At 57.5% G+C, this 15,908-nt stretch carries 10 protein-coding genes and 1 pseudogene; 3 read left to right on the top strand and 8 right to left on the bottom strand.

Annotated features, from left to right (window positions below; genetic code table 11):
- Positions 1-63 precede the first annotated feature (63 nt).
- Positions 64-3,309 (top strand): hypothetical protein, encoded by a 3,246-nt coding sequence (locus B5M07_RS03905; RefSeq protein ID WP_120350296.1) that lies wholly within the window; start codon positions 64-66, stop codon positions 3,307-3,309.
- On the top strand, positions 3,296-3,940 hold the full coding sequence (locus B5M07_RS03900) for a hypothetical protein (protein WP_120350295.1): 645 nt from the start codon (positions 3,296-3,298) through the stop codon (positions 3,938-3,940). Before B5M07_RS03905 ends, B5M07_RS03900 begins: the two co-directional genes overlap by 14 nt.
- A gap of 286 nt (positions 3,941-4,226) precedes the next feature.
- Here B5M07_RS03900 and B5M07_RS03895 read toward each other — a convergent pair.
- From B5M07_RS03895 to B5M07_RS03885, 3 genes and pseudogenes are all read right to left on the bottom strand, one after another.
- Positions 4,227-5,379 (bottom strand): annotated as a pseudogene (locus tag B5M07_RS03895) (IS3 family transposase).
- A 199-nt stretch (positions 5,380-5,578) separates the two neighbouring features.
- Positions 5,579-6,628, bottom strand: a complete 1,050-nt coding sequence (locus B5M07_RS03890) for an AAA family ATPase (protein WP_120350294.1) — start codon at positions 6,626-6,628, stop codon at positions 5,579-5,581.
- A gap of 329 nt (positions 6,629-6,957) precedes the next feature.
- Positions 6,958-9,237 (bottom strand): adenosylcobalamin-dependent ribonucleoside-diphosphate reductase, encoded by a 2,280-nt coding sequence (locus B5M07_RS03885; RefSeq protein WP_120350293.1) that lies wholly within the window; start codon positions 9,235-9,237, stop codon positions 6,958-6,960.
- 201 nt (positions 9,238-9,438) lie between these two features.
- Between B5M07_RS03885 and B5M07_RS03880 the strand changes: the two genes are divergently transcribed.
- The gene (locus B5M07_RS03880; protein WP_120350292.1) at positions 9,439-9,870 is read left to right on the top strand and encodes a DUF1489 family protein; all 432 of its coding nucleotides are present in this window, start codon (positions 9,439-9,441) and stop codon (positions 9,868-9,870) included.
- 3 nt (positions 9,871-9,873) lie between these two features.
- On the opposite strand, the gene B5M07_RS03875 is transcribed toward B5M07_RS03880, so the two are convergent.
- Genes B5M07_RS03875 through B5M07_RS03855 form a run of 5 tightly spaced genes read right to left on the bottom strand, consistent with a single transcriptional unit; the run spans position 9,874 to position 15,866 of the window.
- Positions 9,874-11,694, bottom strand: coding sequence for an AMP-dependent synthetase/ligase (locus B5M07_RS03875; protein WP_120350291.1), 1,821 nt, complete (start codon positions 11,692-11,694; stop codon positions 9,874-9,876).
- A gap of 11 nt (positions 11,695-11,705) precedes the next feature.
- On the bottom strand, positions 11,706-12,500 hold the full coding sequence (locus B5M07_RS03870; protein ID WP_067629504.1) for an ABC transporter ATP-binding protein: 795 nt from the start codon (positions 12,498-12,500) through the stop codon (positions 11,706-11,708).
- A gap of 52 nt (positions 12,501-12,552) precedes the next feature.
- Complete coding sequence (locus B5M07_RS03865; RefSeq protein WP_236627389.1) at positions 12,553-13,761, bottom strand: ABC transporter substrate-binding protein; 1,209 nt, start codon at positions 13,759-13,761, stop codon at positions 12,553-12,555.
- 33 nt (positions 13,762-13,794) lie between these two features.
- Positions 13,795-14,865 (bottom strand): branched-chain amino acid ABC transporter permease, encoded by a 1,071-nt coding sequence (locus B5M07_RS03860; RefSeq protein ID WP_067938217.1) that lies wholly within the window; start codon positions 14,863-14,865, stop codon positions 13,795-13,797.
- Positions 14,862-15,866, bottom strand: a complete 1,005-nt coding sequence (locus tag B5M07_RS03855; protein ID WP_067629500.1) for a branched-chain amino acid ABC transporter permease — start codon at positions 15,864-15,866, stop codon at positions 14,862-14,864. The genes B5M07_RS03860 and B5M07_RS03855 overlap by 4 nt, the downstream gene beginning before the upstream one ends.
- Positions 15,867-15,908 lie beyond the last annotated feature (42 nt).

The following is a 15,908-nucleotide window of genomic DNA, read 5'->3' as shown; positions in this document are numbered from 1 at the left end:
TCGTTCTCGCGGGACACTTGGAGGTTTGATCAAAACTATAGGACACTTAAACTAAGGTCAGTGATGGCGGATGGCCTGGTTGTTTTGGTTGCGGCGAATATTCCGATCAAACCTCTTTCCAAGTTTAGCTTCGAAACCCTGAAGGGTTTTTGGCCACAAGGTGAAACCAGCGTTAGAAATTTGTTTTCCTCTTTGACAGCATTTAGTTCGCTGCACGGCGAACTACTCGACCGCACTACAGATGCTGTCAACAGCCTTGCAAAGCAAAGAATGGGTGCTAGAGAAAAATCAGAGTCACTCGCAAATTTCGCCGAGTTGATTGCTCCCATAAGTTCTGACGATGCCAATGTCATATTTCAGAAGGCAATTGCCGTAGCACACGAGTTGGACTCCGAAGCGATAGACCAGATTCGGTTCCTTCATACTCTTGTCCTAAACAAAGAAAATTACCTCTCATTTGATAGAAAACACTACGCTTCGGTGGCCGCAGAGTTTTTCGTCGATGCTGGAATCCGGCTAGAAAACGTCGAACACTTTCCTTGGAGTGAAGCTATGGAAAGCATTGCGGCACTGCACTTTCCTACCGCCCTCGCATGTTCAGCAAGATGGGACGACAGCGGTTATGTAAGCACGTACGAAACATGCGAGCCTGCCTTACATTTCGGAGTAGATCGTGGCGACTTGGATCCAGTTCAAGCTGCCGCACTTTTGAAGCTGGTCGGACGTCCTAGCGCACGTACAATTTCGGCGATTCTCCACAAAACAGACTGTTCAAAAACTTCCAATAAACGAAAGCTTGTCGAAGAGTTTGCGCGTGACTTAGCCACAGGAGCAATAGAAGAGTCCACTGAAACAGAGGCTCTGCTCTTGTCTCAAGAGGGGAGTGTCTGGCTTGAGCGCCTTCGGCGCAAGAACCACCTCAGAAACAACCTTGAGGACCCACCAGAAGAAGCAGGCGTGAAGCGCCGAAAAAAAACGCGACCAGAGTCTGTGCTTGCTAAGAAAAACTGGGACCAAGAAACACTAACCCAAGCCAAGATTCTGTACCCCGTCGCAGAGGAGTTGTTAAAGGAGACTAGGGCCAATGAAGAGTACATATCTTTATCGGGAGTGCTGTATCATGCGTCACTGCAGGTTCAGGTTGGGAGCCGCACAAAATTTTTGAGCGCTCTGGTTGAGATTATTATGGAGTATGACGAACAGCAGCTCGTCGACACTCTGTTTGGCTCCATTAAGGCTTGGTACTCGCAACTCTCAGTTGAGGCATGGTGCGAAAACAATTTACCGCCGTTCATCGGGGATGCGTTGCCCTATTTGGTGAGCCGCTATGCCGGCGCCGCCGGAAGACTCGAAGAAGTACTGGTCCTTGCCAAACTAGAGGGGAAAGCAGCCGAAGAGATCATCCTACGAGGGCTTGAAAAAAATGGTCTTTGGTTAAGTTCTCATCAGATTTTCGGGCTCGTGCAACGGTTGGCCAGATTCCTTGACGACCGTGAAAGCTCGGGACTGCTCTCATGGTACTTAGATCGTTTGGTTGATCGAATTGACCCTGAAGACAAAGAGAATATCGATCTAAGTGGAGTTCCCGACACACCGACTCATGCGGTCGCACACTTCGTCGTTGCTTACCTGAGTGACGTCGATCTTCGCCTCAGATGGAAAGCTGCCCACGCCGGGCGTCGCCTCGCCCGACTTGGGCACCGTGAAGAACTAAAGACGATTTTGGAGCTGTACGAAAGAGCGGAAGACAACGTATTTCGGGCACCCGAGAAGCCGTACTACTGGCTGGCCGCTCGTCTATGGATTATGATCATGTTCGATCGCATATGTCTGGAGGCACCTTCGACCGTAGAGCATGCTGGCAAACGTCTCTATCAAATTGCCTTGGATGCATCGTTTCCCCACATCCTTATAAGAGATTTCGCGGCGGATGCGTGCCGGAAGCTGCATGATGCCGACGTGTTCCATTTGGACGATGGTCAACTGGCAAATTTGATATCGGTCAATTCTGGTATTGCAACGACCGGCACAGATACCGTGCCCATGGGTTCGTACGATTTCTTCAAGGTAGACCGAAATAACGAGAGATTTCATTTCGATGCTATGGACACTCTTCGGTACTGGTACGCTCCTTGGTTAAGAGTATTCGAGGGAGCAACAACTGAAAACTTTCTGAATTCAGCTGAAAAATGGATCGTTGACGAATGGGGCGTGAATGATGAGAAACCCTACGGATTCCGGGAACCCCGTGAAAATAGGTTCAGCGAGCGAGATTACCATCTTAGCAGCACAAGCCATGGTTCCCTTCCAACACTAGAGCGATATCGATCCCATCTTGAATGGAACGCAAAGTGGTGCGCGGCGGGCGAATTTCTTGCCCAGCGTCCATTGAGGAAGTCTGATTACAGCGACGCGGATGAATTCAGTGAGTTGCGCTATCAGATATCGCACGGCAAGCTCACGAAACCTCCGTTTTGGTTGGCGGATTTCGTGACAAACCGTCCGCTTGACGTTCACCATCGATCCAAAAGCTTCTCTGATGTCGCTGAATGGGTGGAGGAAATTGATGAAGCTGAGCTTCTTCGTGAGTTATTCCCAGAGTCAGAACCGGGTTGGATCGTCGTTGATGAATACATTACCACTCGATCAGATCGTTGGGAACTGAACGCAAAGATCAGTACTGGGCTAGTTTCACCAGGCACTGCGATATCATTGGTTCGAGCACTGCAAACCTGCCCAAATGACCTCGACTTCTATATCTGCCCCGAAGGCCATCATCGCGAAATTGACGAAGAAGACTTCAAACTTGAAGGATGGATTCAACTAAATGATGGTGATCGGAGGTTTGATGATAAAGACCCCCTACAGCTTGGAGTTGGGCAACCTGGTAACATACCAGGTATAAGGGCAGTAAAACAGTTCGGTCTTCAGGAAGTTCTTGAAGATGGCCTCAGATGGATTGACCCATCTTCAGGTGATACGATCTTTCGGTTGGAACTGTGGGGCGACAAAGATGCCGATGAGAGAAACCGTTTCTTGGGAGACAGTGTCGTGAGTTCGGGACATCGACTGTTAGTGTCAAAGAGCGCCTTGAGCGAGTTTTTAAGCGTCCAAAAGTTAGAGCTCATTGCAGACATAGGAATAACAAAACGTGACAAAAGCCAAAGCAAACAGGTCGGTTTTGAGGAAGCAAATGGGTCGGCAACCTACAACAGATTACTTCTCCTCGAGCGATCCGGAGAACTTAAAGGAGCCGAACACGGTTTTGGCTCTTGGAGAAAAGATCGTACGGGAGTTGGAACTGACTGATGGGGTTGATACCCTAGGAAAATGGATGGCTCATCATCTTGCGTCTCTCATAGAAGACGCCGAACGCTCGGATGGCGCGCAAACTGCAGCCAGCCAGGAAGCAGTTGATCTGATATTCAGACTCTGGGAGTACCGAGGTTCGATGCCGGGTACGGCCGATCCAATGTCAGCTTTGAAAGGTGCAATTGGCGTTCTAGACCGCATCGGCCCGGACTCCTCCCCATTTTATAGGCACAGTCAGGATATGCGTGAACGCGACTTAGCCTTGTTATTCGACAGTTTGCGCAAGTTAATGGCTCATGGGGTGATATTGATTTCTGGCCAAAAAGATATCCCCGAATATACAGCTGAAACCTTCGAACATCTCGCTGAAGAGGAACAACAATTCATAATGGCGTTAGGCGGTTGGCTGAATTTTCTGGAACAGCAGAAGCCAACGGCTCCCGTCATCAATGTTGTTTTCAATGACGACGAGCAGGAAAAGAAGAACGCTGAAGATGAGGCGAAACTGACAAGCATGGCGCCTGAAGAACGCTCTCGGGTTTTATTGTCTCAATCAATCGACGAACAGATCGAGAACTTGCGGAAATTTAAGGCCCATTTACTTGGCGAAGCTGCCCCCAACGAGTAATCCATGTTTTGCAAATAAGTCTGTAGCAACGAGACATATGCTGAAATTTTGCTTTCGCAGCGAATGTCGGGTTTCCGCCCCCTCTGTCGGGGTTCGCTGCTCTTCAATCTTCCAATTTCTGCACAATGATCAAAACTTTCGCTGATGTTACATTGTCGACGACGACATACGGTCCAAGCTTATCCACACTCGGATTAATGCGGACCCGAAGGGCACTTGATACCTTTCGCAGCACCGGATGCCTGGCTGAGCTACTCCCCAACAGTTGGACAAGATCTGGCGTAGTTTAAGCTGCTCTTTGCACCTGCTGATCGGGGTTGGTTGTTTCAATTCCCTTCCAATAGACCACGGCAGGTGGCTGTCCGCCAAGGGCAGAATGTGGTCGCTTGTGATTGTAGAACTCGATCCATTTTCTAACGCCAGCCTTTGCCTCAGTTCCGGTTTCCCATGCGTGTAAGTAGACGCACTCGTATTTCAGGCTCCGCCACAGTCGTTCGACAAAAATGTTGTCCAAGAAGCGGCCTTTGCCGTCCATCGAGATACGGACAGTTGACCGTCGCAGCCGATCTGTCCACGCAAATGACGTGAATTGGCTGCCCTGGACGGTATTCATGATCTCTGGCGCGCCGAACTTGTGGATGGCCTCGTTTAGCGCATCGACGCAGAACTCAGCCTCCAGTGTGTTCGAGATGCGCGAAGCCAGCACCTTACGTGTGTGCCAGTCCATGATCGCGACCAGATACAAGAACCCGCGTCGCATGGGCAGGTAGGTGATATCAGTACACCAAACCTGATTTGGGCGATCAAACCGAAGCCCGCGCAGCAGGTAGGGGTAAATCTTGTGACCCTTGGCAGCCTTGCTCGTGTTTGGTCTTTGGTAAATCGGCATGAGGCCCATCAGCCGCATCAGGCGTCTGACCCGCTTCTCATTGACGAGGTGGTCGTCATTTCGCAAGTGCCAGGTCATCTGGCGCGCACCATAGAACGGCGTCTCCAAAAACTGCTTGTCGATCAGGCGCATCAGATCAAGGTTCTTTTCGCTCTCGCCCTTCGGCTCATAGTAGAATGACGATCGCGAGATCGACAGCAACTTGCATTGCTTGCCGATTGAAAGGCCTGGCAGGTCTGGCTCAATCATCTTGCGCCTCACTTGCCGGTCCAAGGTTTGAGCTTTCTGGCCAAAAAATCGTCGGCGACGGCCAACTCCCCAATCTTGGCGTGCAGATCTTTAACCTGTTCTTCATCGACTTCTGGGCCTTCCGGCCGCCGCGCTCAAATACGCCTAACACGCCTTCAAGCAAAGCACGCTTCCATTGGTGGATCATTGTGGGATGCACACCAAACCGGCTTGCCAATTCGCTGACCGTCTCTTCGCCCTTCAGCGCTTCTAATGCGACCTTCGCCTTAAACTCCGGGCGATGTTGTTTCCGTTTCGACATCGTCGATCTCCTCCGTGTTGAAGATCAACAGACTACAAATCGCAGCTTACGTCAGCGTCCGAATTTCGGGGGGGGGGGTAGCTCACGCAACCCTTAGCCAGCGTTGTAAGGCATGGAGTGCCTCTTTTGGAATTAGCATCATGCGATGCTGGTTATTTTGGCAGACGAATTCCTTAGGCTCTCGCCCAGTTTCTTTTGCTCAATGTAATGGTGGCCGGTTGATAGCCTGCTCGACAGAATCCAGCATTCTCGCGACTGATCGTAGGCTTATAGGCTGCGGAGCCTTAATGACCTTAATGACTTCCTTAACGGCATCAACGGCTTCGGGCGGGAGGTTCCTATCTGCGCCCAAGCGATCTGCAAATCCAAGCAGATGTTCCATTGAAAGCAGAGGGATTTTTAAGGGCGGGCAACGGCTAAGAAACGGTGCGGGCAACCCGTCCACGCTATTTGCAGTCATGATCCATGTGATCCAAGACATATCAAAAGATACCCGGAAGTAGGGACAAGACCATTGGCTGGCCGTCGAGCGCTCCAGAAATGGCAAAAGGCCTTCGGATAAACTGAACCGTTGCCCCCTGAGGGACTCGACCGTGCCAGCTTTCTCAATCTCATCAACCACGATAACCGGGTTCGCAACACCGCTGGCCATAATTGATTCCAAGGGCTTTCCTGGCCCTGCAGATCCCCAACCACGTTGCGATCCAGTGACGGAGAATGATGCGGGTTCGCCCGTAGCTTCGATCACTGACGTCGGCACCATCAGATGCTGCGCCAAGGCGCGGGCCCAGTAGGTTTTCCCAATACCGGGTGGCCCCACCAAGAGCAGCGGCCTCAAACGCGGTGCCAGATCACCGTTGCGAACCGAGGAGCGCATGTCCTGCCAGATCATCTCAGTTGCTGCTGCCATCCAGGGCATCTCGGAATGGATGGCGGAAGCAATCTCATCGGCGCGGTGTTCGGATTCGACAGAAATTAGTTCTGCGCCGTGGCGGAACACTTCCAACCTGTGGCGGTCTTTGTCAGCAAGATGGCCCATGCCCGATCTACGAGAGGTCGCATCCCTGTAGGCTGCTATCTTCCGCAGAATATTGCGCCGATCTCGGTCAGAGATTTGATTGTCTGGTTTGCATTTGCCCATCTTCTCTCGGAATTTGATCAAGTGCTGCTTCAACCGATGTTCAATGTCAAAGACCGATGGGGCATTGGGGTCCGGGAATCTGACGTCGGCGAATTTGATGCGTGGCATTTGATGTCCTCTCATGGCCGGTTCACCAACAACTTGGCGACCAGCATCCGACAGCTTTTGGCTGCCTTGGGTTAATCGAGAGGATCCGGATCCTTGAGAACGTTATGGGAACATCTAGCGGCCTCCGTCAACCTCCACGCTTGACCCCTCCCAATAACGCAAAATGCCGACCCTTTTCGGATCAGCATTCAGAAAGTTTTTATTTTTCAGTTACTTAGATGTTGGGGAGATTTAGAGTGGTCATTTGATGTGGGTCGAAAGGTCAAAAAACAGCCGCAATGGCCACTTATTGCTGTGTCCGACAACTGACACAACTACCACCCCAAAAATCACCCACACTTACTATGCCCACAGCTCCCACAAGTCATGCACCCCTCGACCATTCGCATGTCGAACTGGCCGCAAGACGGGCATGACTTGCCACGCGGCGCATCGAGGCCGACGACCTTCGCCTGCGGGTCGGTCTTCAGGCCCATGCCCTCGCCCGCGATGAAGCCGGTGGCGATCATGTGGCGCTCGATCACGCCGCCGATGGCCGCGAGGATGGAGGGGATGTATTTGCCCTGCATCCACGCCCCACCGCGCGGGTCGAAGACAGCCTTGAGTTCCTCAACCACAAAGGACACGTCACCACCACGGCGGAACACGGCAGAGACCATCCGCGTCAGCGCCACGGTCCAGGCGAAATGCTCCATGTTCTTGGAGTTGATGAAGACCTCAAAGGGGCGGCGGTGGCCGTTCAGCACGATATCGTTGATCGTGATGTAGAGCGCGTGTTCGCTGTCGGGCCATTTGACCTTGTAGGTGTTGCCCTCCAGTTCCGCCGGACGGTCCAGCGGGTCGGACATATAGACGATCTCGCCGCCTTCGCTGACCTGATCGGGGCTGTCGGCGGGGGCCTTGTCGGTCTTCTCCGACGAGACGCTCAGGACCGAACCGGTCACGTCGTTGGGGCGGTAGGTGGTGCAGCCTTTGCAGCCCGTATCCCACGCCTGCATATAGACGTCCTTGAAGGCATCGAAGGAGATATCTTCGGGGCAGTTGATGGTCTTGGAGATCGAACTGTCGATCCATTTCTGCGCCGCGGCCTGCATCTTGACGTGGTCGGCAGGCGGCAGAGTCTGGGCGTTGACGAAATAGTCGGGCAGTGGCGTGTCGCCCTTCAGCTCGCGCCACATCTGCACCGCGTAGTCGACGACCTCTTCCTCGGTCCGGCTGCCATCTTTCTGCAGCACCTTGCGGGTGTAGGCATAGGCAAAGACCGGCTCGATCCCAGAGCTTACGTTGCCCGCATAAAGGCTGATCGTGCCCGTGGGCGCGATGGAGGTTAGCAGCGCGTTGCGGATGCCGTGTTCGCGGATCGCATCGCGCACATCGTCGTCCATCTGCATCATGGTGCCGGAGGCGAGGAATTTTTCCGCGTCAAAGAGGGGGAAGGCCCCCTTCTCTTTCGCCAACTCGACGCTCGCCAAATAAGAGGCCCGCGCGATGGCCTTCAGCCAGCTTTCCGTCTGGGCCGCCGCCTCGTCTGAGCCATAGCGCAGGCCGACCATCAGCAGCGCGTCGGCAAGACCGGTGACGCCCAGACCAATGCGGCGCTTGTTTTGCGCCTCAGCGGCCTGTTCGGGCAGCGGGAAGTTCGACACGTCGACGACGTTGTCCATCATGCGGACGGCGGTGGCGACAAGCTCGCTCATCGCATCTTGGTCAAGATGGGCGTCGTCTTCGAAAGGCTGCGCGACCAGACGCGCGAGGTTGATCGAACCTAGCAGACAGGCGCCATAGGGCGGCAGAGGCTGCTCGCCACAGGGGTTGGTGGCGGCGATGGTCTCGCAATAGTTCAGATTGTTGGCGGCATTGATGCGGTCGATAAAGATCACGCCCGGCTCGGCGTAGTCATAGGTCGCCTGCATGATCTTGTTCCACAGGTCCCGCGCCTGCACGGTCTTATAGACCTTGCCGCCGAAAACGAGGTCCCACGAGCCGTCGGCCTTCACAGCCTCCATGAAGGGGTCGGTGACCAGCACGGACATGTTGAACATGCGCAAACGCGCGGGGTCGGATTTGGCGGCGATGAAATCCTCCACATCCGGGTGGTCGCAGCGCATGGTCGCCATCATCGCGCCGCGGCGCGAGCCTGCGGACATGATAGTGCGGCACATTGCGTCCCAGACATCCATGAAGGACAGCGGGCCGGAAGCATCTGCCGAGACGCCCAGCACATCCGCGCCGCGTGGCCGGATGGTCGAGAAATCATAACCGATTCCCCCGCCCTGCTGCATGGTCAATGCAGCCTCTTTCAGCATGTCAAAGATACCCGACATGCTGTCAGGCACGGTGCCCATGACGAAGCAGTTGAACAGCGTCACGCGGCGCGCTGTGCCCGCGCCTGCGGTGATGCGGCCAGCGGGGAGGTATTTGAAATCCTCCAGCGCGTTGAAAAACTTGTCTTCCCAAACATCCGCCTTCGATTCGACCTGCGCGAGGTCGCGGGCGATGCGGCGCCATGTGTCCTCTACCGTGACGTCTTTCGCGGTGCCATCGGCCCCTTTAAAACGGTATTTCATATCCCAGATTTGTTCGGCGATCGGGGCGGTAAAGCGGGACATACAACGGTTCCTTTGAGTCGTGAGGGCAGCACGAATGCGACTTAAGAGTTGGCATCGATACAACATGGAGGGCCAATTTCTCAACGCCCAAAATGCACATCTACGGGAATTTATTCTTCAGCCTACCACAATACCTTGCTAGCTCCGAAGGAGAAACTACTATATAGGGGCGCATTCTCAGGCAACCGTGCGGGGGAACTTTTGGATAACTACATCAATCTAATCAAACTTTCGGTCGGCACCGAAGGCGTCGAGAGCCTCGCTAAATGGCAGGCGCGCAAGGACGTGCGGACCAAGGATGGTCTGCCGCGCCATGTCACGCGGATGTGGCCCAAGCGCGAGGCCGAGATTCTCAACGGCGGCTCGATCTATTGGGTCATCAAAGGCGTCATCCAAGCCCGCCAGCGCATTGTCCGGCTGGAGGAAATCATCCGCGCGGACGGCATCCGCCGCTGCGCCATCGTGCTCGACCCTGAGATCATCCGCACCCAAAACAGCCTGCGCCGCGCGTTCCAAGGCTGGCGCTACCTCAAACCCGAGGACGCGCCCCCCGACCTGCCCGAGGGCCGCGAAGCCGAGGCGGACCTGCCTGTGGAGCTGAACCGCGCTCTGGCCGAGATCGGCGTGCTCTGAGCCTCACGCAGCGTAGAGCGCTTCGATCTGGTCGCCGTAGAGTTCGTAGATTTTGGCCCGGCGCACCTTCATCGTCGCCGTCACCTCTCCGTCGTCGTGATCAAGCTCCTTGCGCATCAGCCAGACCTTCTTGACCTGCTCGACCCGAGCCAGATCGCGGTTCTGCTTGGCCACCTCAGCGTCGATCAATTCTTGCACCTTGGGATGCTCAGCGAGCGAGCGGAAGGTGGTATAGGCAATCCCCTGCCCCTCGGCCCAGAGCCGCACGGTGTCCATGTCGATCTGCACCAGCGCCGTCACATAGGGCCGCTTGTCGGCAACGGCCACGACCTCCTTGATGAAGGGGCTGGCCTTGATGACATTCTCGATATGCGCGGGCGCAAGGTTCTTGCCCGCCGCGTTGATCATGATGTCCTTCTTGCGGTCGATCAGGGTGATCGAGCCATCGGCCTCCTCGCGCCCCACATCGCCCGTGTGCAGCCAGCCATCCTGAATGGTCTCGGCGGTGGCTTTGGGGTTCTTGTAATAACCCTTGAAGATGGTCCCGCCCGAGAACAGCACCTCGCCATCCTCGGCGATGCGGGTGCGCACGCCGCTGACCGGAAAGCCGATGCGCCCGTCGCATTGGCCCCATGATTTCTGGATCGTGCCCACGCCCGAGGTTTCGGACATGCCCCATGCCTCACGGATATTGACCCCGATGCCGCGCATAAAACCCAGAAGCTCGGCGCTGATCGGCGCGGCGGCAGAGATCGCGAAACTCGTGCGCCCCAGTCCCAGATAGCTGCGGATGTGCCGGTAGACGAGCGTATCCCAAAAGGCATGCGCCATGCGGTCCCCCGCGCTCCACTTGTCGCGCCGGATCATGCCGCGCCGCTGTGCGCCTTTCAGCGCCATCAGCGTCATCGGCCCTTTGATCCGGCCCGCGGTCTGCGCCTGCACCAGCACCCCCGCCTGCATCTTTTCCCAAATTCGCGGCACGCCAAAGAAGACCTGCGGCGCTACTTCGCGCAGATCAAGGGTGATGGTCCGAAGGCTCTCGCCAAAATTCATCACGAATTGCTGCGCCAGCCCGTTGATCACCGTCACCGCCTGTTCGGCGATGTGGCACAGCGGCAGATAGCTCAGCACATCCGTCCCGGGCGGGTAGTCCCCGAAAACGTCACGCGCCACGCCGACGCCCGCGTGGATATTGCCATAGGAAATCTCAGCCGCCTTAGGCAGCCCGGTGGAGCCGGAGGTGAAGACCATCATCGCCGTGTCGTCGGGCTCGATCCCCGCCTGCCGCGCGCGCAGATCGTCGGCGAGACCCGAAAGCCGCGCCCGGCCCCGCTCAAGCAAGTCGTCGAAACTGATCAGTCCCAGCAGATCTTCGCCCCGCGTGCCCTTGGGGTTGAAAATCACCAACTGCCGCAGCTGCGGCACCCGGTCGCCCAGTTCCTTGATCTTGTCCAGCTGCTCCTGATCTTCGATGAACAGCACCGTGGTATCCGAGGCATTTACCAGATGCTCCAGCTCCGCCGCCGGGCTGGTGGGATACATGCCCACCACGACCCCCGCCGCCGCATTGATGCCGAACTGCGCCTGCACCCATTCGCTGCGGTTCTCGCTGAGGATGCCGACATGATCGCCAGCGTTCAGCCCCAGATCGACCAGCCCTGCGGCGGTGGCCTGCATGATCTCTTGCAGCCCCTCCCAGGTGATCTCGTTCCAGATGCCGAATTCCTTTTGCCGCATCGCCACGCCCGTGGGGCGGTTCTTGGCATGGTGGTGCACCATGCGGACCAGCGGCGCGAAGTCGCCCTTGAACTCGTCAAATGCCATGGCGGACCTCCCTAGCTGAGCCAGCGTTTGCGGCGCTTGTAATGTTTCACATCGCGGAAGGACTGCCGCGCGCCGCCCTCCTCGCCCATGCCGAGGTAGAAGGACTGGATGTCCTTGTCGCCGCGCAGCTTGGCCACATCGCCTTCCATGACGATCTGGCCGCTCTCCATGATGTAGCCGTAGTCGGCGACCGAAAAGGCCACCCCGGCGTTCTGCTCCACCAGCAGGATCGCGGTGCCGTCCTCTTGGTTCAGCCGCTTGATCGTGTCGAAAATCTCGGCCACCACCTTGGGCGCGAGGCCCAGCGAGGGCTCGTCCATCAAGATCAACTCAGGCCGCGCGATCATCGCCCGGCCAAAGGCCAGCATCTGCTGCTCCCCGCCCGAAAGGTAGCCCGCAATCTGGCGGCGCCGTTCTTTCAGCCGTGGGAAAAAGGCATAGACCTTGTCATAGTCCGGCTTCGCCTGCCGCCGGTCCAGCGCGTAGGAGGCGGCAATCAGGTTGTCCTCCACCGTCATCTCGCTAAAGATCCGCCGCCCCTCGCGCACGTGGAACAGCCCCTGCTGCACCAGACGGTCGGGCTGGATCGTCATGATCGACTGACCTTTGAAGCTGATCCGACCCTCGCCGACCTCACCGTTCTCCAGCGCCAGCAGGTTGCTCGCCGCCTTCAACGTGGTGGTCTTGCCCGCACCATTGGTGCCCAGAAGCGTGACGATCTTGCCGTCGGGCACTTCCAGCGACAGCCCGCGCAGCGCCTGCACCGTATGGTGGTAGGTCACTTCGATGTTCTCGATGGTCAGCACGGGCGCGTCCTTTTTCTAGGGTGTGGGGCGCCCGCCGGACGCCCCGCGTTTATCAAACGGTGAACCAATCGGATTTCGGCGTGAACAACCCGTCCTCGGGGTTGTAGCCATAGACCCGGCCCGTCCCGATGGCGTTGTTTTCCATGCTCACCGGCCCACCAAAGAAGCCGCCCGAATCCCAGTCCGAGATCCCCGCCAGCTTCTCGGCGATGTTGTCGGGTGTCAGCTCCAGCCCGGCCTCGGCGGTGTCGCGGAAGGCCTTCATGGCGATCTCCAGCCCGCACATGGTCTGGATCGCCCATGTCGACATGTAGTTCTCCAACGGCGTGCCCGCGAACATTTGCTTGCTGAGTTCGGCGTACTGCTGATAGCGCGGCGCCTCTTCGCGGTCATAGAAATAGCGGTAAGGCATGACGCCCTCATAGCCCGCAAGGAACGGCCCCGCCTCGGCGGTGATGCGGTCGGCAATCAGCTTCTCCATGCCCCAGAAGGTGCCCTTGAATTTGACTGGCAGACCAAACTGCCGCGCGCCGCCAATAAGCTGCGGCCAGACGCCAGTGACATAGCCCTGAAGGATGCAGTGATCCGCGCCGGACTGCGCCAGTTTGGTGACGTGCGTGGGGATATCGGCGCCTTCGGCCTTGGTGCTTTCCTCCAGCACGACTTCAAGGCCCAATTCCTCGGCGGTCTTGCGCCCGTGTTCGATCGGATCGCGGCCAAACTCAGTGTTGGAGAAGATGAAGGCGACCTTCTGCCCGCCCTCGTTCTTGATGTTCTGCAACAGGATGTCGAACTGGCTTTGGTAGGTCGGACCCGAGAGATACTGGTAGGGATGCGTCGCAGGGTCGGCCAGTTCCGAGGCGAAAGAGGTCGAGCCCATAATCCGGGCGTTCTCGCCCTTCAACTCGGGCGCGATCAGCTTCATCGCGCCGGTGCTGTCGGCGAAATAGCCGATCATGTTCTTGCCTTCAGAGGCCAGCGCCCGCTGGTAGTTGTTGAGCGCATTCTGCGGCACATAGCCCGAATCCTCGGTGACGAAGCGAATGGGCACCCCGGCCACCCCACCCTCGTCGTTGAAAAGCTTCGCGGCCATGGCAAAGGCAGGCGCGACCAACTGACCGGCGGTGGCAAAGGGCCCGGTGAGCGGCAGCGAGGCGCCGAGCACATACTCCTTGGGCTGGGCGCGCAGGATCATCGGCGTGCCCATGGCCGCCGTCGCGGCGGCGGTGGTGGCGAGGAAGGATCGGCGGTTCATGGTCATCTGGTCTTCTCCCTGATGTGGCCTTGTGAATTCTTACCCGCGCGCAAACGGCCAACGGTTTGCGGCGCGCAGGATACGGTCGACGATCTGGTTGATGCCCAAGGGTTCCTTGAGCAGGAACAACACCAGCAGCACGCCGAAGGCGATCTGCTGCAAGGGCGCGCGCAATTGCCCCGCGCCGGCGCTGTCACCCGCAAGCGCGCCAAAGAGCACTTTGATAAGTTCGGGCACCATCACCACGATGATGACCCCGAAAACCGGCCCCATCGTGCGCCCCATGCCACCGATGATCAGCGCCGCCACAAGGTTCAGCGACAGCGCCAGTTCGAACTGCTCGGGCAGGATGCGGGCGTAGAAATAGGCGAAAAGCGCCCCCGCCAGACCACAGTACGCGGCCGAGAGGGCAAAGCTCATCAACTTGTAGCGCAAGAGTGAGATGCCGAGGATCTCGGCGGAATAGTCGCGGTCGCGAATGGCGATGAAGGCACGACCCACGCGGGTGCGGATCAAGTTCTGCGCCGCCAGCAGCGACACCAACCCCACCGCCGCAATCAGACCGAACATCTCGCGTTTGGTATCCAGCTCCCAGCCCAGCAGATTGGGCACATTGGTGTTGATCCCCACCATGCCGCCAGTCCAAGGGGCAAAGAGGTCTTCTTCGATCAAAAAGATCACGATGAAATTCGCCGCCAGCGTCGCCACGGCGAGGTAGAGCCCCTTGACCCGCAGGCTCGGCAGGCCGACCAACACGCCCACCGCCGCCGCCAGCGCCACGGCCAAGGGCACCGAGACGAAGGGCATCAACCCTGCCGGGATCACCCCGGCGCCGAGGTTACCGAAGATGGTCACCGCATAGGCACCGATGGCCACGAAGGCGCCATGGCCCAGCGAGACCAGCCCGGTATAGCCGGTCAGGATGTTGATCCCCACCACGGCGATCAGCAGGATGCCCATCTGGCTGGCAATCAGGATCAGGTAGTCATTGCCGAACAGGGTGAAAAGCGCCAGCGCAAGGATCGACCCGTAAACGAAGGCCTGTTTGTAGCGGTTGTTCAGCACCCGCTCATCGGCGGCATAGCTGGATTTGAGATTTGCGTTGATCATATCCGCTCGACCTCTTTCTGCCCCATCAGGCCGTGCGGGCGCCAGATCAGCACCACCAGCACGGTGACGTAGGGCACGATCTCGGCCCAGCCGCCGCCCATCTGCCACTGGGTCATCGCCTCAAGCACGCCCACGACCATCGCCGCGATCAGCACGCCGACATAGCTGTCGAGCCCGCCCATCAGCACGATCGCCAGCACCGAAAAACCAAAAAGCCCGAGGCTCGGCGAAATGCCGTTGCGGGTGGCGAGGATCGCCCCCGCGATGGCGCCGGTGGTGCTGGCCAGCACCCAAGCGCGGGAGAAGACCTTGGGCACCGAAATACCCATGGAATAGGCGGTCGACTGGTCCTCGGCGGTGGCGCGGATGGCGATGCCGCCCTTGGTGAACTTCACGAAGGCGACGATGCCACCGAAAAGCAGCAGGGCCACGACCATGTTCACCAGATCAGTGCCAAAGAGGAAGATCATCGTGCCGAACAACTCGAACCGGATCGGCATGTTGGGCGCGATATAGGGCACGCTTGCCGCATCCGCCGTCCAGATCAACTGCGCCGCGCCCGACAGGATCGAGATCAGGCCAACCGTGACCATGATCATCGCAAAAATAGATTGCCCCATCAGCGGGCGCATCAACACCCGCTCGATGATCCGGCCCAGAATGGCGTTGCAGACCAGCGCCCCCGCCAGCCCCAACAGGATGCGCGGCAGGTTCGCCACCCAATCAAGCACCGCCGCCACGGGCGAAAACATCGGCAGTTCGCCCCGCATTTCGACCATCCAGCCCGGCTGCCAAGAGGCGAGCCAAGCCGGCGCCCAAGGCTGGCCCGGGACGATCACGGCGAAGGTGAAATAGAAATAGGCCCCGAACATGATCAGGTAACCATGGGCGAAGTTCACCACCTTGGTCGCCTTGTAAACGCTGACGATCCCCACGGCGATCAGCGCGTAGATCGCTCCGGCCATCAGCCCGTTGATCGCGAATTGCACGAACTGCCCCATCAAAGCGCCTCCCTTTCCTTACCCTCGGAATTTTTCAAAAAT

Origin of the sequence: Sulfitobacter sp. D7, assembly GCF_003611275.1 — a bacterium.
In the GTDB taxonomy this organism is placed as follows: Bacteria; Pseudomonadota; Alphaproteobacteria; order Rhodobacterales; family Rhodobacteraceae; genus Sulfitobacter; species Sulfitobacter profundi.
This window is presented reverse-complemented; position numbering and strand designations above follow the sequence as displayed.

Excerpts from the sequence above, each read along its gene's own strand:
- B5M07_RS03905 (WP_120350296.1), top strand. The coding sequence starts at position 64 with ATGGCGGATGGCCTGGTTGTTTTGGTTGCGGCGAATATTCCGATCAAA.
- B5M07_RS03890 (WP_120350294.1), bottom strand. The coding sequence starts at position 6,628 with ATGCCACGCATCAAATTCGCCGACGTCAGATTCCCGGACCCCAATGCC.
- B5M07_RS03885 (WP_120350293.1), bottom strand. The coding sequence starts at position 9,237 with ATGTCCCGCTTTACCGCCCCGATCGCCGAACAAATCTGGGATATGAAA.
- B5M07_RS03875 (WP_120350291.1), bottom strand. The coding sequence starts at position 11,694 with ATGGCATTTGACGAGTTCAAGGGCGACTTCGCGCCGCTGGTCCGCATG.
- B5M07_RS03865 (WP_236627389.1), bottom strand. The coding sequence starts at position 13,761 with ATGACCATGAACCGCCGATCCTTCCTCGCCACCACCGCCGCCGCGACG.
- B5M07_RS03860 (WP_067938217.1), bottom strand. The coding sequence starts at position 14,865 with ATGATCAACGCAAATCTCAAATCCAGCTATGCCGCCGATGAGCGGGTG.
- B5M07_RS03855 (WP_067629500.1), bottom strand. The coding sequence starts at position 15,866 with ATGGGGCAGTTCGTGCAATTCGCGATCAACGGGCTGATGGCCGGAGCG.